At 39.3% G+C, this 18,404-nt stretch carries 19 protein-coding genes; 6 read left to right on the top strand and 13 right to left on the bottom strand.

Going from position 1 to position 18,404, the window contains the following annotated elements; all coding sequences use genetic code 11:
- Window positions 1-39 precede the first annotated feature (39 nt).
- Both K9B36_RS05690 and K9B36_RS05685 read left to right on the top strand, forming a co-directional pair.
- Window positions 40-801, top strand: a complete 762-nt coding sequence (locus tag K9B36_RS05690) for an ABC transporter ATP-binding protein (protein ID WP_223701060.1) — start codon at window positions 40-42, stop codon at window positions 799-801.
- Window positions 791-2,734 carry an ABC transporter permease gene (locus tag K9B36_RS05685; protein WP_223701059.1) on the top strand — a complete coding sequence of 648 codons (1,944 nt, stop codon included), beginning with the start codon at window positions 791-793 and terminating at the stop codon, window positions 2,732-2,734. Before K9B36_RS05690 ends, K9B36_RS05685 begins: the two co-directional genes overlap by 11 nt.
- Before the next feature lie 129 nt (window positions 2,735-2,863).
- Here K9B36_RS05685 and K9B36_RS05680 read toward each other — a convergent pair whose 3' ends face one another.
- On the bottom strand, window positions 2,864-3,226 hold the full coding sequence (locus K9B36_RS05680; protein WP_223701058.1) for a UbiA prenyltransferase family protein: 363 nt from the start codon (window positions 3,224-3,226) through the stop codon (window positions 2,864-2,866).
- Between the two features lie 800 nt (window positions 3,227-4,026).
- Between K9B36_RS05680 and K9B36_RS05675 the strand changes: the two genes are divergently transcribed.
- The 4 genes from K9B36_RS05675 to K9B36_RS05660 all read left to right on the top strand — a co-directional run bounded on the left by K9B36_RS05675 (window position 4,027) and on the right by K9B36_RS05660 (window position 6,735).
- Window positions 4,027-4,596, top strand: a complete 570-nt coding sequence (locus K9B36_RS05675) for a hypothetical protein (RefSeq protein ID WP_223701057.1) — start codon at window positions 4,027-4,029, stop codon at window positions 4,594-4,596.
- A gap of 718 nt (window positions 4,597-5,314) precedes the next feature.
- Window positions 5,315-5,656, top strand: a complete 342-nt coding sequence (locus tag K9B36_RS05670; RefSeq protein ID WP_223701056.1) for a hypothetical protein — start codon at window positions 5,315-5,317, stop codon at window positions 5,654-5,656.
- Window positions 5,657-5,938: 282 nt separating this feature from the next.
- Window positions 5,939-6,442 (top strand): HEAT repeat domain-containing protein, encoded by a 504-nt coding sequence (locus tag K9B36_RS05665; RefSeq protein ID WP_223701055.1) that lies wholly within the window; start codon window positions 5,939-5,941, stop codon window positions 6,440-6,442.
- A gap of 128 nt (window positions 6,443-6,570) precedes the next feature.
- Window positions 6,571-6,735 carry a hypothetical protein gene (locus K9B36_RS05660; protein WP_223701054.1) on the top strand — a complete coding sequence of 55 codons (165 nt, stop codon included), beginning with the start codon at window positions 6,571-6,573 and terminating at the stop codon, window positions 6,733-6,735.
- Window positions 6,736-7,074: 339 nt separating this feature from the next.
- Here K9B36_RS05660 and K9B36_RS05655 read toward each other — a convergent pair whose 3' ends face one another.
- From K9B36_RS05655 to K9B36_RS05600, 12 genes are all read right to left on the bottom strand, one after another.
- A complete protein-coding gene (locus K9B36_RS05655; protein WP_223701053.1) occupies window positions 7,075-7,308 on the bottom strand; it encodes a hypothetical protein in 234 nt (77 codons plus the stop codon).
- Between the two features lie 432 nt (window positions 7,309-7,740).
- Window positions 7,741-8,142 carry a F0F1 ATP synthase subunit epsilon gene (locus K9B36_RS05650; RefSeq protein WP_223701052.1) on the bottom strand — a complete coding sequence of 134 codons (402 nt, stop codon included), beginning with the start codon at window positions 8,140-8,142 and terminating at the stop codon, window positions 7,741-7,743.
- Between the two features lie 25 nt (window positions 8,143-8,167).
- Window positions 8,168-9,586: a F0F1 ATP synthase subunit beta gene (gene atpD, locus K9B36_RS05645; protein ID WP_223701051.1), complete on the bottom strand. Its 1,419-nt coding sequence runs from the start codon at window positions 9,584-9,586 to the stop codon at window positions 8,168-8,170.
- Between the two features lie 194 nt (window positions 9,587-9,780).
- Window positions 9,781-10,638: a F0F1 ATP synthase subunit gamma gene (locus K9B36_RS05640; RefSeq protein WP_223701050.1), complete on the bottom strand. Its 858-nt coding sequence runs from the start codon at window positions 10,636-10,638 to the stop codon at window positions 9,781-9,783.
- Window positions 10,639-10,753: 115 nt separating this feature from the next.
- Window positions 10,754-12,268 carry a F0F1 ATP synthase subunit alpha gene (atpA, locus tag K9B36_RS05635; protein ID WP_223701049.1) on the bottom strand — a complete coding sequence of 505 codons (1,515 nt, stop codon included), beginning with the start codon at window positions 12,266-12,268 and terminating at the stop codon, window positions 10,754-10,756.
- Between the two features lie 18 nt (window positions 12,269-12,286).
- On the bottom strand, window positions 12,287-12,829 hold the full coding sequence (locus K9B36_RS05630; protein ID WP_223701048.1) for a F0F1 ATP synthase subunit delta: 543 nt from the start codon (window positions 12,827-12,829) through the stop codon (window positions 12,287-12,289).
- Window positions 12,826-13,371, bottom strand: a complete 546-nt coding sequence (atpF, locus tag K9B36_RS05625; protein WP_399201404.1) for a F0F1 ATP synthase subunit B — start codon at window positions 13,369-13,371, stop codon at window positions 12,826-12,828. Before atpF ends, K9B36_RS05630 begins: the two co-directional genes overlap by 4 nt.
- Window positions 13,372-13,562: 191 nt before the next feature.
- Window positions 13,563-13,775, bottom strand: coding sequence for a F0F1 ATP synthase subunit C (gene atpE / locus K9B36_RS05620; RefSeq protein WP_223701046.1), 213 nt, complete (start codon window positions 13,773-13,775; stop codon window positions 13,563-13,565).
- 54 nt (window positions 13,776-13,829) lie between these two features.
- Complete coding sequence (gene atpB / locus K9B36_RS05615; RefSeq protein ID WP_223701045.1) at window positions 13,830-14,579, bottom strand: F0F1 ATP synthase subunit A; 750 nt, start codon at window positions 14,577-14,579, stop codon at window positions 13,830-13,832.
- A 6-nt stretch (window positions 14,580-14,585) separates the two neighbouring features.
- Window positions 14,586-14,969, bottom strand: a complete 384-nt coding sequence (locus K9B36_RS05610; protein ID WP_223701044.1) for an ATP synthase subunit I — start codon at window positions 14,967-14,969, stop codon at window positions 14,586-14,588.
- Between the two features lies 1 nt (window position 14,970).
- Entirely contained in the window at window positions 14,971-15,213 is a 243-nt protein-coding gene (locus tag K9B36_RS05605) for an AtpZ/AtpI family protein (protein ID WP_223701043.1), read from the bottom strand.
- Between the two features lie 348 nt (window positions 15,214-15,561).
- A complete protein-coding gene (locus K9B36_RS05600) occupies window positions 15,562-17,832 on the bottom strand; it encodes a S8 family serine peptidase (protein WP_317889859.1) in 2,271 nt (756 codons plus the stop codon).
- Window positions 17,833-18,404: the final 572 nt, after the last annotated feature.

Below are 18,404 nucleotides of genomic sequence, written 5' to 3'. Positions count from 1 at the left end.
TGTACAATAAAGGTATCATAACAGGTGGAGGTTTTTTTTATGCATATACTTGAAGCTAGAAAAATCCATAAAAGCTATGGAAATAAATTTACGAAGCAAGAGGTCTTAAAGGGTATTGATATGAACATTGAAAAAGGGGAATTTCTTACGATCATGGGAGCATCAGGGTCAGGGAAGACAACTCTATTAAATGTGTTATCTACGATCGACAGACTAAGCCATGGCTCCTTAATAATTGAAGGTGAGGAACTAACGAAAAGCAAGGAAAAGAAGCTAGCGGAATTTAGAAAGAATCATCTTGGATTCCTTTTTCAAGACTACAATTTACTAGATACCTTATCAGTAAAAGAAAATATTTTATTGCCTCTCTCAATCACCGGTATTTCCAAAAAAGAAGCACTAAAGAAATTTCAAGTGGTCGCAGCAGAGCTTGGAATTGAAGAGATAGCGGATAAATATCCTAATGAAATATCAGGTGGTCAGAAACAACGAACATCTGCAGCGAGGGCTTTCATCCACGAGCCAAGTATTATTTTCGCTGATGAACCTACAGGTGCCCTTGATTCAAAGGCAGCGTCTGATCTTCTAGGTAAATTAAGCAGCTTAAATGAAAATCGAAAAGCAACCATCGTGATGGTGACACACGACCCTGTTGCAGCAAGCTACAGCAGACGTGTCATTTTTATAAAGGATGGTCAAATCTTTACTCAATTGAACAAAGGCGAAGAAAGCCGAAACACCTTCTTAAAAGACATTATGAAGACGCAGGGTGTATTAGGCGGGGTGCATTATGAGCATTAATCAGCTTATTATGCGCAGCTTTAAAAAGAATTTAAAGAGCTATTATTTATATGTATTTGCGCTCATCTTTAGCGCTGCCCTCTACTTTGCCTTCGTCACCTTACAATATGACCCTTCCATGGATGAGGCATCTGGATCGGTTAGAGGAGCTGCAGCAATCAGAGCAGCAGGTGTGCTCCTTATCACAATTGTGACGGTGTTTTTGCTATATGCAAACAAACTATTTATTAATAGACGCAGTAAAGAAATTGGTTTGTTTCAGCTCATTGGTATGACGAAAAACCGTATTTTTCTCATCCTTAGTGCTGAAAACTTCTTGCTCTATTTCGGCTCGCTATTAATTGGGACGTTTTTCGGCTTTGCGGTTTCTAAATTGGTGGCCATGACTTTATTTAAAATAATCGGGGTGGATGCTGTTGCTTCTCTCTATTTTTCAAGTCAAGCCTTTATCCAAACATTGCTCGTCTTCAGTGGTATCTACCTATTAATTATGCTGATGAACTTTCTGTTTATTAAGCACCAAACCATTTTGTCACTTTTTCAAGTGAGGAGTAAAACGGAAGGCAGAGTGAAGAAGGTTTCATTTGCAGAAATTTTAATTGGAATTTTGGGAATCCTGCTAATTGCAGCTGGTTACTATGTATCAGCGAGGCTTTTTAATGGCAGTTTTGTTTCGATGAATTATCTCTTTATGGCCATGCTCTTTATTTTAGCGTCCGTCATTATCGGGACTTATTTTTTCTATAAAGGTTCGGTAAGCTTTATTACCAACATAATTAGAAAGAATAAAGGCGGATATTTAAACATCAACCAAGTAATGTCCCTTTCTTCCATCATGTTTCGCATGAAATCTAATGCAATGCTGCTTACCATTATAACGACTGTCTCCGCTCTAGCCATTGGACTGCTATCCTTAAGCTATATTTCCTATTATTCAGCTGAGAAAAATGCTGAGAGTTCTACACCAGCTGATTTCACTTTTGTAACCACAGAGAATGCACAGGTTTTCGGTGCGCTATTAAAGGAAAATGGGATTTCCTATAGTCAGCATATGATTGATGTGATTCAAGTGAAAGTTGATATAAATGATATCGTCGCGAGCGAGGTGGCAACCTTTCAGAATAACAGAGGTATTATGACTATGGCAGTGGTTAGTGACCGTCAAGTGGAAGGCGTCGAAGTAAGTGAACACGAGACGCTATTCTCCGGTTTTAGTGACGCAATGCAGGCTCTATTAGATTTGCAGGATGCAGGAACACTCACTTTTCAAGGATCCACCGCATCTATTACTCAAGAATATTTAGGATTATCAAGAGATAGTGTCCTTTCTCTTTATTTTACTGGCGGAATGCCTACTGCTATTGTGAATGAAAACACATTTAATGCTCTTGCCAATGATTTGGATCCAGATATTCAACGAGACTCCTCTATCTATATCGGCTTTATGCTAGATGATAGAGGATCAGTGGAAACAGCGGATACCCTTTTCAAAAGCTTCCCATTTAGTGAAGAGTTCGGTAATAGCTCGCAATATTCGGAGTCGCAACAGCAGAAAATGAATATGGGTCTGATTATGTTCATTGTTGGATTCCTCGGCCTCACTTTTTTGATTACATCAGGTTGTATTCTCTATTTTAAACAAGTCGAGGAAGGTGACGAAGAACAGCCTAATTATAGGATTCTGCGAAAACTGGGCTTCACCCGACATGATCTTATGCATGGAATCATCGGAAAACAGCTATTCAATTTCGGAATCCCACTTGTTGTCGGCCTTTTGCACAGCTACTTTGCCGTTAAATCAGGCTGGTTCTTTTTCGGCACCGAGCTATGGACACCAATGATACTTGTCATGGGATTGTACGCAGCACTGTATTCGATTTTTGGGATTCTATCAGTGCTATATTATAAAAAAGTTATCAAGATGTCGCTGTAATGGGAAAGCTCCAGGATGTTGGTTCTGGAGCTTTTTGTTTTGGCTATAGAACCATGGATACGGTTGGGGCATATGCTGATTTATAGTTAACGCCTGGCTTTGGTGCGGGGGTTTTAAAATTCATGTATTTCAATTTCTCTTCGTTCGCGCATCTTTTACCTCATAAATCCCCATAGTGCCGCAAACCAATACTCCTAATACTAAAATACCTGTGAGAATCCAGTTATTCCCCCAAGTTACGATTGCACTACTTAAGCAGCTTACCGCAACTAATAATGCACCATACTTTTCTCTCCACTCTCCAGAATTATCTTTACTTACTTTAAAAAAATTGGAAGCAACTAATAGGATTATTCCAGCTATTATTAAAGGAATTGAAAATGTAAAAAAAGGCTCAGGTGTATCGCTCAAAAACCTAAATGCTAAACCAAATGCAGTAAAAAAAGTTCCAATAAAAAATAGTACTCTGCCTACTTTATTATGCTTTTTCATGAGATTGCTCCTTTGATAAAATAGCAAACCGATTCAGTTTGCTAGTTGAATAGGTTAGTTGTAAGTAACATTAATTAGATAATTTAAGTGTATCATATTTGGCACATTTTGTATTAAGCAGTGTGTTTTTATGGATTATTTTAGAAAAAACTGTGTTAAACGCCGCTGTTGATTTCCGCAAAAGGCTACGCGTTCCACGGGGCGGTGCTGGAGCCTCCTCGGCTGCGCCTGTGGGGTCTCCAGTCTACCGCTATCTCCCGTTGGAGTCTCCGCCTTTTGCTCCAATCATCGCTAGGATAGCGTTATTATCAACATACAACTTTAGCAGAGCCAAAAAAAAGCTGATTTAAATGTTTTGTACACTTGTGGGGGCTTAAGAGAGGGTGCTTTTTAGAATCATAGTTGTAGCACGGTTGTATTTCTTTATATATCTTTAGCGTTTTGCTCGTTTTGTAAGGCTGTTTCCGATTTGTCCCCTGGTCGTGATTTATTCGCACTCTTTCGTACCATCGCTCCCCTGTTTTCCCCCTACCCATGGCCTCATTCCTACCATTCCCCAACACAACTCTCCCCGCCTCTCAAAAACCGCAAAAAATCCCCAACCACAAGGGTTAGGGGTTACTTCAGAGGTGCTTTTTCCAGGCAAAACGTAGGTGTTTCCAAGCAAAAAAGTTCTTGCACTAATTTTGACTATTTCCCTTTAATTATTTTGTCAAATTATATATCTAAAACTAAATAATTCCTTTATAGTTGAATTGAAATGGTTGTAATTACATTAACCTAGGGGAAGAAGGGTAGATATGATAAAAGGCAATTCTTACGTATTAATACTCACTTTAATTATATGTATCACACTATTTTCCTTTTCTAGCACTCCTAACTATATAAAAGGTGTAATGATTTTCTTCTCGGCATTGCTTTTCTTCCCTGTATTCAGAGCAAAACTAACACAAGATAGCTTTAGGAAGGTTAAGGTTGCTCTGCTAACTTCTATGATGTTGCCGTCAGTCTTTATGGTTGATCTATTTACTCTTTCCTCTTCTTCTGTGACTAGTTTCACTTTCTATTATGAAACTATAATGGGGAGCCTTATTGTACTATTGTTGTTTGGTTTTTATGGCTCGATTGGAACCATCCTTTACGGTATACCTGCTTCTATTTTTACAGATTATTTTTCAAGTAAATATGGCGGCCAGATCCGTATTATCATTTCTGGGTTTCTACATATAGGCTTCGGATTTGCTGCATATTTTATTGTACCAGAGTACCTTTTACTAACTGTTGTTGCCTCCTTTATTTTCTATATGGTAGACGAAATTGCTAAATGGGTATACCACCATAACACTTGGTTAAATGGAGAGGTTACATAAATGTCATGAAAAAGGAACCCTCTCTATAACAGGTTCTGATACCTATCACAAATCCATAAACTACACTAGAAATTGTATAGTATTTTGTACAAGTAAAATCACTGCTGTGCTAATTAGTGAGTTATTTTTTATTCTATTCTGGGTGCTAAAAATCCTGTTATTTAAGGTTTTCCTCCCCAAAACGGAACACCTTAGGATTATAAAAAATGGGTTTACTTCCGAGGTGCAAACAAGTAAATATCAATGCAAAACGCACTGTATTTCACCTAGAAATTCACAGTGTGTTTTTTATTGTTATACCAACTGTTAAATGAGTGTTTTTTTCTTAATCCACTATGAAATCACAAACCCATTTCTAGAGGTAGAACTAATTATTGGAGGGTGTGTGAATACGGTTTGAATAAGGTATTTTTTGTAGGTGTTTAACGCAGGTAACCAGATAATGTTAAAATATAGATGTATAGGATAATTATTACTATTTAATGAACGAAAAGTTTTATTGAATAAATATAAAATTATTTATTTGGTATCCTTCTTTCCAGTTAAGGTAAGTTATTCGTCCTCCATCTAGTAACTAAAATCTTTTGTATTATTAGATCGAAAGTTAAGTAAACCGGAGTGAGGTAAAGCATGTGATTGCAACACCAAATCCTTCCTCTAAATAAGCAACAATTTACAAGGAGTGATTCATATCTTATTTATAGAAATTATTACAATAGTGGCAATTTATTTAATTAGTTATATCCTATCAAAGTTACTTCTGAAAATAATTTCAGATAAAATTACCTTCCAAAATGGAAATGATGTAATATCCAATAATTATTTGTTGGCAATTGCATTAGCTATCATATCTATGTTTTTTGTTATCTTAGTAGAAAGTTACTTTTCTGCCGATATTGGCACTGTAGCAAGTTCTTCAATAATAGCATTATTTTTATCAATAATTTATGGGATATTATTTTTGGTTTATGACCGTAAATCAAAAGACTACCTAATGGCTTTGCTTGTAGTAATATTCTTTTTCTTGATTTCAGGGGCAATTGTTTTATTATCAATCTAAAATCACTTGTAATTTTTTATTTAGTAATATTGATTTACCATTTCTATCTTCTGTTACTTTTTAATCAAAAAGTTAACCGATTTTTCTTCAACAAACTAGGAGCTTATCTGGAATAAGGTAAGCTTCTTTTGTTCGGAAAATATATCTTGAGTAAATGTATAATATTTGAAATAATTAACATTAAGCAAAAGGGCAGCTTTACTTCAATAAGAGTAGAGTCTTTTTGTCTTTTTCTTATTGATCTAACGATGCTGTTTAGCGAAAGATGAAGGGAATGAAAAAATGGATTTAGAAACATTAAAAAATGCTTTAGAAAGTGTAAATGTTGAGGAAGCAGAAAGTTTATTGGAAAGGGTCGGTGAAATTAAAAACAATGATGCTCTTCCTCTTCTTATCAAGTATTTAAAAAGCACTGAGAATCACAGGATACGAAATGCAATTGCTATTGCACTCAGTGACATCGGTGATAAGGATGCTGTAAAACCACTAATAGAAATGATAAATGACCCTAAAACTATCGGTTATAGGGGTTCTTTGTTATTTGCATTAAAGCCTTTTGATTGTTCAGAATACCTTGATACATTGGTTTATCGTCTTCTTACAGGAAACTATGAGGTCCAAATGAACTCGTATCAACTAATTGAAGAGAACATGAATTCAACCATCAGCGATGAAGTTTTATTAAATTCTATTTTAAAGGTGAAGAAAGAACTCGATGTGATAGAACGTCAAAAGGATATACTTTCAGATGCTTTAGAAATGTTATTGACTCTAAAGAAAATATAAAATTGACTAAGCCTTATTCAATTAACGGGGGCTAATCTTTAGTAAGCAATGGAAGCATTCAGTAATCAGTGACATTATATTTATATTCTATCATGATACAATAAAGTAAATATTAGGAGGTGTCTCTAATGATATGGGAAGAAGAGTGCCAAGCATTCTCAGAGCAATGGGTCTTAATTGAAGCTGTTCAAGCATATACAAAAGAGAAAAGTGAGCGTATTCTTTCAAAATCAGGAAAAATTTATGAAATGATGAAAATGGTAGCAGAATGGGAGGGGAGGGCTCTACAGTAAAATCATTCTTATTTTTGGATTTGTTTTGATAGGCTTATTTATTTTTGAGATTTTCGGAGAGGTTTCTCCACACGTTGAAGGTGTCTATTACCTACTTGGAATCCCTTACCAAGTCCCGTTATATTTGGCAATATTTGCATTGATACTAGCTCTCTTCTTAGATATAAAGACAAGAAAAGTGGCGATGATTGGTTTAATGTTGCTCGCACTTTTATTCCTTTTATTCATTACACTATACATTTGGATTTTTTTCTCTTTTGCAAAAGCAGGTAACGGAGCATTGCACTAACGGGACCGATTGCGAAACAACAGCAGTGAATTTTTTACTATCGGAGCAGGTTAGTGCAATAAGGTCCGTATAATAATAAATTTACCATTTTTCTTATCAAATGGCATACCAATTACAGATAAGATAAATGAAACTAAAAATAATGGTACTAGATAATATACCCAATTGTTATCTCTATAGTTTGTTACTAGGGACAACCAGAGAATAAATAATACCAATAATATTAGTGTTAATCCGAACGAGATACCATTGGCTACTCTTTTCATATTGCCGTTATTTACCATAAACACCCTCCTTATGTATAGTTATTATAATATTAACAAACTATTAAGAAGATTGAGCAAAGTGTGGCGCAAAAAAACTGGGCAACATTCCTGTCCATACATCTAGTAAATCTTAAAAATTCTATCAGAGGAATGAATTAATGATATCGGTCCTTAGGTACAATAATAGGTCTACTTAAGGAACAATTAAATCAAAACAAAAGAATCATAGAACTTCGTGAAGAGAGAAAGAAAAATGCAGAGTAATATTCGGAGCTTTAATGGATCATTAAATAAAGAAAAAGGCTTAAAGGAAAAACTCTAAGCCTTTTTGATGTGAAAACGTTGTGTTTTCCGTTACGAATTACCCTGTGATTTAGCTGTGGGCACCTCACAAGAAAACCCCCAACCACAAGGGTCAGGGGTTTTTCTTCTATATATTCAGGGTAAGCGTTACCCTCGTTTTGCTACATTGATGCGGTTGATAGCGCGTTTGAGAGCAAGCTCGGCACGGCGGTAGTCGATGTCATCCTGTTTGGATTGAATACGTTGTTCCGCACGTTTTCTTGCTTCTTCTGCACGAGTAAGATCGATTTTCTCTGCTGCTTCTGCAGTTTGAGCAAGGATCGTAACTTTATCAGGACGTACTTCTATAAATCCTCCATTGACTGCCACTTGGTCTGTACCGTTTTCTTTTTTCATGCGAACGGTACCGATTTGAAGTGGAGCAACCATAGGAATATGTCCAGGTAGGACTCCAAGTTCTCCGCTTTGAGCTCTTGCTACTACCATCTCTACGTCTGATTCATAAACCGGGCCATCGGGAGTAACTACACTGACTTTTAACGTCTTCATTTCATTCCCTCCTAGGTCCCTTTAATTAAACTTCTACACCCATTTGCTTCGCTTTTTCCAACACTTCTTCAATGCGTCCAACTAGACGGAATGCATCTTCAGGTAGGTGGTCGTATTTGCCATCAAGGATATCCCTGAAGCCCTTCACAGTTTCTTGAACAGGAACATAAGATCCTTTTTGTCCAGTGAACTGCTCCGCTACGTGGAAGTTTTGAGATAAGAAGAATTGGATACGACGAGCACGGTGAACGGTTAATTTATCTTCGTCCGTTAACTCATCCATACCTAAGATAGCAATGATATCTTGTAATTCTTTATAACGCTGTAAAGTAGATTGCACTTCACGAGCGATTCCGTAATGCTCATCCCCAACGATTTCAGGTGATAATGCACGGGAAGTAGATGCTAATGGATCCACCGCAGGGTAGATACCCATTTCAGAAAGCTTACGCTCAAGGTTAGTTGTTGCATCCAAGTGAGCGAAAGTTGTTGCAGGAGCCGGATCCGTGTAGTCATCGGCAGGTACGTAGATCGCTTGAATCGATGTTACGGAACCAACGGATGTAGACGTGATACGCTCTTGTAATTGACCCATTTCTGTAGCAAGTGTTGGTTGGTAACCAACGGCAGATGGCATACGTCCTAGTAGTGCGGATACCTCAGAACCTGCTTGTGTGAAACGGAAGATGTTATCCATGAAGAAAAGAACGTCTTGTCCTTGGTCATCACGGAAGTATTCAGCCATTGTAAGACCAGTTAGTGCAACACGCATACGTGCTCCAGGTGGCTCATTCATTTGTCCGAATACCATGGCAGTTTTCTTGATAACTCCAGAGTCTGTCATCTCGTAGTAAAGGTCATTTCCTTCACGAGTACGCTCACCAACACCTGCGAATACGGAGATACCACCGTGTTCTTGTGCGATGTTGTTGATTAGCTCCTGGATTAGTACTGTTTTACCAACTCCGGCACCACCGAATAGACCGATCTTACCACCCTTGATGTAAGGAGCAAGTAAGTCTACTACTTTGATACCAGTTTCAAGGATTTCAACATCCGTTGATAACTGTTCGAAAGTCGGTGCAAGTCTGTGAATTGGATCACGACGAGAGTCCGCTGGGATTGGTGCATCTAAGTCAATGTTTTCTCCTAGTACGTTGAATACACGACCAAGTGTAATATCCCCTACCGGTACGGAGATAGGATGACCAGAATCTGCTACTTCCATGCCACGAACGAGACCGTCTGTAGAAGCCATAGCGATTGCACGAACGGAGTTGTCTCCTAAGTGAAGAGCAACTTCCAATGTTAAAGTAACATCTACTTCGTTTCCGCTACGCGCTTTATGATTAATATGAAGAGCGTTGTATATTTCAGGAAGCTGTCCGCTGTCAAACTTAATGTCAACAACTGGACCCATAATTTGAGTAACGCGACCTTGCATCGTATTCCCTCCTATCTTACTTTTGCAAAATTTGTTCTATATTGATTGGATTCTTTAAATATAGGTTTAATTTCTAGCTGCGGTGGCCAGCTTCTTGAGTCATAAGCTGCTTTCTTCCAGAGGTCATAGAACAACCTCTTGCAGAAAACCTCTTATTCTTGTCGGAGCTGTACGAGCCACCTTCGCTTTTCGAATTACTCTTGAGCTGAAGCACCTGCTGTGATCTCGGTAATTTCCTGCGTAATCGCTGCTTGACGTGCACGGTTATAAGAAAGTGTAAGGCCTTGGATAAGCTCTTTTGCGTTATCTGTGGCACTTTGCATAGCTGTCATACGAGCAGCATGCTCACTTGCTTTTGCGTCTAATAATGCGCCGTAAATCAGGCTTTCTGCATATTGAGGCAGCAATACTTCTAAGATACCTTCCTGGGAAGGTTCGAACTCATAAGAAGTTATTTTTGTTGTAGGAGCGATTTCTGTTAGAGGGAGAAGTTTTTTCTCGGTAACCTCTTGAGAAATTGCACTTACAAAATGGTTGTAATACACATAAAGCTCATCAAATGTTCCATCCTCAAACATGCTTACCGCACGATTGGCAATGTCCTTAATTTCTGCAAAAGAGACTTGGTCTCCAAGGCCAGTAATTTCGGAGTATACAGGAATATTGCGCTTTCTGAAAAAGTCGCGGCCTATTCGACCGATGGCAATTACTGCGTATTCATCTTGAGACTTGTGACGCTTATTTATGGTTTGGTAAACCGTACGTAAAACGTTACTGTTATAGGCACCTGCTAGACCACGGTCAGAAGACATAACGATGTATCCTGTTCGCTTAACCGGACGGGTCTGTAACATTGGATGCGTGATATCTGTACTTCCTAAAGCAATACTTGCAACAACCTCTTGAATTTTATCCATATAAGGACCAAAAGCTTTGGCGTTTGTTTCTGCACGATTCAACTTTGATGCAGAAACCATTTGCATTGCTTTGGTAATTTGACTTGTTTTCTTCGTCGAGGTAATTCTCGTTTTTATGTCGCGTAATGATGCCAAAGGTTCTCACCACCTTTTTAACCCTATTCAGAGTGGTATGACACATCGAAAGGAGGAAGCGAAGGTTGATTCGTTTTCCTCCATTACTTTGTGCTTTACTCACTATGTCAATCTATTACTTTTCAGTAGGTACGAAAGTCTTTTTGAATGCTAGGATAGCTTCATTGAAGCTGTTCTCATCCTTTGGTAAACCTTTAGTTGTGCGAATTTCTTCTAGAAGTTCTTTACGGTTATGCTCTAACCACAATAGGTACTCATCCTCAAAACGAGTAACATCCACTACAGGAACATCATCGATGAATCCTTTTGTCAGTGCATAAAGAATCGCAACCTGTTTTTCCATTCTTAATGGTTTGTTTAAACCTTGCTTAAGAACTTCAACAGTACGAGCACCACGGTTCAGCTTTGCTTGTGTCGCTTTATCTAGGTCAGAACCGAACTGTGCGAACGCTTCTAGCTCACGATAAGATGCCAAGTCAAGACGAAGTGTACCAGATACCTTCTTCATCGCTTTAGTTTGAGCAGATCCACCTACACGGGATACGGATAAACCGGCGTTGATCGCAGGACGTACTCCGGAGAAGAATAGATCTGATTGTAAGAATATTTGTCCATCAGTGATGGAGATAACGTTTGTTGGGATGTAGGCAGATACGTCACCAGCTTGCGTTTCAATGAACGGAAGAGCTGTAAGAGATCCTGCGCCTTTTGCATCACTAAGTTTTGCTGCACGCTCGAGTAAACGAGAGTGAAGGTAGAATACGTCACCAGGGTAAGCTTCACGACCTGGAGGACGCTTAAGTAATAAGGAAAGCTCACGGTATGCAGAAGCTTGCTTTGTTAAGTCATCATAGATAACTAACACGTGCTTGCCATCATACATGAATTCTTCACCCATTGTTACCCCTGTGTATGGTGCTAAGAATAGCATTGGAGCAGGTTGAGAAGCAGATGCCGTTACAACGATTGTGTAATCGAGTGCACCATGCTTACGTAAAGTTTCTACTACTCCACGAACAGTAGATTCTTTTTGACCGATTGCAACATAGATACACACCATGTCTTGGTCTTTTTGGTTAAGAATCGTGTCAATCGCTACTGCTGTTTTACCAGTTTGACGGTCTCCGATAATTAACTCACGTTGCCCACGTCCGATAGGTACAAGCGCATCAATCGCTTTGATCCCTGTTTGAAGTGGCTCATGAACGGATTTACGATCCATTACACCAGGAGCTGCTCCTTCAATTGGACGAGTTTTTGTTGTTTCAATAGGACCTAAACCATCAACTGGTTGTCCTAATGGGTTTACTACACGGCCGATAAGTTGTTCTCCTACCGGTACTTCCATGATACGGCCTGTACGACGTACTTCATCGCCTTCTTTGATCTCACGGTATGGTCCTAAGATAATAATACCGACGTTGTTTTCTTCCAGGTTTTGAGCAAGACCCATAACTCCGTTAGAAAATTCAACAAGCTCTCCAGCCATAACGTTGTCGAGACCATGAGCACGAGCGATACCATCCCCAACTTGGATTACAGTACCAACATCGCTAACTTCGATTTCTGACTGATAGCTTTCGATCTGCTTTTTTATCAGTGCACTAATTTCTTCAGCTTTGATGCTCATGAATTTCACCCCTATCTACTATCTATTCGTTGTAAGTTGACGTCCAAGACGTTCTAATTTGCCACTAACACTGCCATCATAAATGCGGTTACCGATGCGAATTTTCACACCGCCGATGATTGATGGGTCGACAATGTTTTCAATCATTAATGCTGATTTTCCAACTTTTGCTGCGAAAACAGAAGAAAGAGTTGCTTTTTCTGCTTCGGAAAGCTCACGAACGGAGTAAACCTTTGCGCTTGCCACGTTACGTGCTTCGTTGGACAATTCCTGATACTCATCAATCATATCAATCACGATGGATTGACGGTGACGATCTATTAAAAGCTTTAGCGTATTGACAATTAATGGCGATACGTTTGCAAAACCTTCTTGGATGATGTGCTTTTTGGAATCTTTGCGGATTTTTGGGTTGCTTAAAACCATTTGTAAGTCCTGGTTTTGTACAAATACCTTTCTTACTTCCGCTAGCTCTGAGTCAAATTGACTATAAAGATTATGTTCTTTCGCAAGGCTGATAAGAGCGAGTGCATAACGCTTTGCTACTCCGTTTTTGCTCATCGACCTTCGCCTACCTGTTTCACATAATCATCAATAAGCTTTTGTTGATCTTGTGTGTTCAATTCTTTTTCAATTACTTTAGAAGCAATCAATACAGAAAGGGACGCAACTTGCTCGCGTAATGCCACAACTGCTTGCTCTTTCTCTTGAACGATTTCTTTTCTTGCTGATTCTTTTAAACGTGCTGATTCTTCTTGAGCAGCTCTTACGATATCTGCTTTTTGGTCTTCAGCAATCTTCTTCGCACCCTCAACAAGCGCTTGTGCTTCAAGACGTGCTTCTTTTAAAAGAGCTTTTTGCTCTTCTGCAAGCTTTCTTGCTTCTTCATTACTTCGTTCAGCTGATTGGATTTCGCCAGCAATATGATCTTCACGTTGCTTCATCATTCCTAATAGCTTATCCCAAGCAAATTTTCGAAGTAAAATTAGTAGGATTAAAAATGTAATAACTTGGAATATTGCGTCTCCTAAAGTAAGGAGTCCCGCACCAAGAACTAAGTGATCTAAGCTATACAATGCTTTCACTCCCTTCAAGGAATACATAAGAAAAGCGCTAGCTCGATGATGCCTCGGGGATAATCCGGACCTCATTAGGCTAGGTATTTTCTAATAATTTATCAAATTTATTAACGGATATTTAATGTTTTTTGTACCTATTAATAATACTTTTCATAAAGGAAAGGCGAAGGTTCTCATGTGAGACGGACTTCGCCATTTTTTGAATAACTAATAGATTAAGCTCCCATTACCATGAACGCTACTACTACTGCGATGATAGGAATCGCCTCAACTAGTGCTACCCCGATGAACATTGTTGTTTGTAGTGCTGATTTAAGTTCAGGCTGACGAGCGATACCTTCTACTGTTTTACTTACGATCATACCGTTACCAAAACCTGCTCCTAATGCTGCTAAACCAATTGCGATTGCTGCTGCTAATGCACCCATTGATAATTTCCTCCTTATGATTAAAAAAATTGTTTGTTTGTTAAAATTTATAAATTAATGGTCATGACTCACTTTGTGTGCCATATAGACCATTGTTAACATGGTAAAAATGAACGCTTGAATCGTTCCGATAAACAAACTAAATGCTTGCCATATTAACATCGGTATTATGGCTACTAATGTGCCAACGATACCGGAGAAGAAGCCCATTTGATAACCATTCACAGCTAGTCCAGCAAGTAAGCCCAAAAGAATCTCACCCGCAAATATGTTTCCATATAAACGAAGACCAAGCGTTAAAGTGTTAGCGAATTCTTCTATAATCTTTAGTGGAAATAAAAACTTCATTGGTTTGAAGAAATCTTTTCCGTATTCCTTGAAGCCTTTTAACTGAATCCCGTAGTAATGTGTTAAGGCAACAACCATAACGGCTAAGCTTAACGTAATTACAGGGTCTGCTGTAGGTGACTTCCACCATAAATAATGTTCGGCTGTTACAATTGCGAAAGGTAACCCTAGCATGTTTGCAACAAACACATACATTAAAAGAGTTAATGCTAATGCAAGAAATCTTCCGCCTGTTCTTAAATCCATTGTACTGCTAATAATTCCTCTTGCGAAATCAACCAGCCATTCCATAAAGTTTTGCGCGCCGGTAGGCTTCATTGCAAGTGTTTTTGTTGCTAAAACCGCGATCAGGAACACAATAATGGCAGTAATAATTGTCATTAAAATGTTAGATAGATTGAAGCTTAAACTCCCACCTAATACTTCAATTGTCCATATAGGAGCTTTGTGATCCAACAGTACTCACCTCTCTTCCCCACTGCTTGTAAAGAGTATTACAAATGAATCTATGATAATGACAATATAGGATGTCATAATCCCCACGATGACGCTGTACAGATTAACGTGTTCTGGAAATCTTACAGCCACGACTACACCAAGTATTGCTGCAGCCATTCTTGATAATGTACCTAGCGAATATGCCCGCCCACCAGTGGCGACTGCTTCGGTAAACTTTCCGACTTTTCGATATAAAAGCCAGTGATTGTAAAAGCTGATGATAATTCCTATAAGATAACCAAGGAACCATTCCGGGTATGGAGTTAATCCCCACCCTAAAACTGATAAGGCGCTAAGAAATAAGAAGTACTTGACGTGCCTTATGAATATTTCTTTTGATTCAGGCATATTATGACTCTCCTGAGAAGAATTGGCGGACTGCGTATAATACTCCGTATACTCCGGTTGCTAGTCCTAATAGAAGTCCTAAGATAAGAAACAATGGTTCAGCACCAAATTTTCCATCCAGCCATCTTCCTGCAAATAATCCGACTAAGGTTGGACCAACTAGGTAGGAAAGAATCGTGGACATTAATGCCATTGCTTGGAATGGGCGGCGTTTATCTTCGATGGTAAACACCTCATTTTTCATGCGGTTAACTGCTGAGGTCTTGCTTTTAAAAACGGTGATAAATATGTATAAAATGGCATTAGAATAGCTTATGAAAACCTTATCATTTTATACCCTTTGTAAGCATACAATAGCACTTTATCAATGTCAATGAGTTCCCAATAAAAAACGACAAAGTTTTCTCTTTACGAATTACCCCATATGCGCCATGGCTTGTTTCTGCATATTAAAGATAATTTCTCAGAAAAAAACAGCCAAATGATGAACTTTTTCCTCATTAGGCTGTTGTATAACATTATTTTATCATAGATATCCACCGTTGATATATTGCAGTTTGTGAACATTGTGTGACTTATCTTGCTCTTCTAATTACTCAAAATAGAGGTCCGCTTCCACCGAGTCTTCTTTGTCCTTCTTCTTCGCAAATACAACCGCTTTTACAAGCCCTTTTGCCGTAATTTTATCCTCTGATAGCCTCTTCTTGAATAATCCTCGCGGGAGATCTCTTTCCCAATCCAAATATTCTATAAAATGCAGAGTATCGGCTTCATATAATGCAATCCCTAGCTCTTCTGCTCCTTCTGGCAAGTAGACTTCATACTGGTATTCCCCTTCCTTGTCGCCAAATCCAAATTGAAAGCCCATGATTCTCGGATAGTCAGGTTCTTCTATTATATAGAGGAACGGCAGACGGATTTCTTGGTTATCTGCTTTGACTAAGACACTGCCCTCATGCATGCCCGATTTTTGCAGGTTAGGTGTAATGTCAAGTGTGATGAAGGTTTTCTTTTTTTCATGCGGCTCGAGGGTGAAGGAAAGTGGCAGCTTCCATTGAATTCCTGATTGATCTTTTGGCATCTCAAAGGTATAGTTCACCGCATGATCGGATATATTCTCCACTTGAATTTCGATTTTCTTTTCCGTGCGTACATCCTTCTTTTCCAGCATGCCAAAATTCAAGGTTCCTGGGTAGATGAGACTGTTCGTTCTGATTGCTGCCTCCAACTGGATTCTGCCTGTTCCCTGCTCTAAAACGGAATACTCTGTGCCATCTTCTAATCTCAGTGGTTTTGTTGTGTTCATTAGTGCTGCTTTAATTTGATGTGGCTTCCAGTTAGGGTGAGCCTGCTTTAGCAGTGCACTTGCTCCTGCCACATGCGGCGCTGCCATGCTTGTGCCTTGAAGGGCAAGGTAGCCGCCGTTCGGTATCGTACTATCTATGGCAACACCTGGTGCAACCACATCCGGTTTTATTTCCCAGTTATGGGTAACAGGGCCCCGCGAACTAAAGCTTGCGATGTCATCTTTATGCCATTTGTAGGTGGTACGCACGAGAGAAAATTTCCGCTCCAGCTTCTTTTTTAAAAATAACCCGTCTTCTCGTGAGATAGAAACGACCGGGAGATCCATTTCCGCCTCCAAGGAGCCTGTAAACGTGCCATCTAAATTGTTAAAAATAACAACCGCAGCTGCTTCCTTCTCTTTTGCATGAAGCGCTTTTTCGGAAAAAGGGATTTTCCCTCGTTCGAGAAGCACAATCTTTCCTTTCACGTCTTTTTCCCAATCCTCTTTTTCCCCTAAGCCCAAATACACCATTTCCATCGGTCTTTTTGACAATTCCCAGCGCGATGCTCCTTGTAGTGGCAGCATCTCTATTTCTTTTCTGGAAAAAACAGAAGAAAGATGCGGGATATTAAGTGGCGGAGTGGAGGCACCTACCGAAATCGCCTCAGCCGATGTACCTGGTGAGCCAACCGTCCAAAGATTAGGTCCCGAGTTACCGCTTGAGGTTACCGCAATTACCCCATGCTCCACTGCTTTGTCGAGCGCCAAGCTTGTTGGCCAATCCGGTCCATTAATCGTGTTTCCGAGCGAAAGGTTAAGAACATCCACTTTGTCATGTATCGCTTTTTCAATTGCCGCGATAACATGCTCACTTGTACCGTTGCCACCTGGGCCAAGTACCCGATACATGATGATTTCAGCTTCTGGTGCCACTCCTTTAAATTTTCCATTTGCTGCAATAATACCAGCTACATGTGTACCATGGAGCGTTGGTTGCCCTTGAGACTTTTGCGTTTCCATTGGATCATCATCTTCATCAACAAAATCATAGCCACCACCATAATTATTCCTCAAGTCTGGATGGGTATAGTCGATGCCAGTGTCGATGATCCCGACCTTCACTCCATTACCTGTCAGGCGGTTGCCCTCTTTATCGTAATAACCCCGAATCCGCTCCCCACCGATAAACGGAACACTCTCGTCAATATGTGGCGTGTAGTTCGTTACAGGGGAAATTTCTTTGATACCGTCTTCTTTTTGCAGCTTTTCTATATCCTTTATCGGACCATGGATGGCAAATCCATGAAATACTGCCGTATAGGTTCGTTTAATTAATAAAGTTGGATACTTGCTTTGAATTTTACTTCGGATTGCTTCTTGTGCTTCATCCTCCACGATCAAAATCACCGTTTGAACCGTCTGCTCCTCTGGATTTGACACCGGAAGCGGCGGTCTCTCGGGATACTTAGTATCAGATTCCATCGACATCGAAATAGTCTGTGCAGTTGCATGGATATTCCCTGCCATGGCAGAAAAAATGAAGACTATACACAAAATAAGTTTCCTACTAAACACGTCGCCTCACCTCTACTTTGTAGGATTTGCAAAGGTAGTGGAAATATGCATTTTATGTGAGGAAGTGGAAGGGAATTGGCACTGAGGTCTTGTTAATCCTAGAACGACTTAATAGTGGGAGTTTTTGGGGTTTTAACTGGTTATTGGAGGGCGTGTTCATACTTCGGTACATCATTCTACTTCTTTTTTGATTTTGATGTACTTACTTTGCTGTTTTACATACATCATCCGGACTCTCTCTTGCTTTTCATGTACTTACTTTGCGCTTTTACATACATCATTCGGCATCACTCTTGCTTTTCATGTACTTACTTTGCTCTTTTATATACATCATACGGCATCACTCTTGCTTTTCATGTTCTTACTTTGCGCTTTTATATACATCATCCGGACTCTCTCTTGCTTTTCATGTACTTACTTTGCGCTTTTACATTCATCATCCGGCATCACTCTTGCTTTTCATGTACTTACTTTGCTCTTTTATATACATCATTCGGCATCACTCTTGCTTTTCATGTACTTACTTTGCGCTTTTACATACATCATCCGGCATCACTCTTGCTTTTCATGTA

Source organism: Sutcliffiella deserti (assembly GCF_020037475.1).
GTDB lineage: Bacteria > Bacillota > Bacilli > Bacillales > Bacillaceae_I > Sutcliffiella_A > Sutcliffiella_A deserti.
The sequence above is the reverse complement of the archived record's forward strand: the minus strand, read 5'-3'. Positions and strand labels throughout refer to the sequence as shown.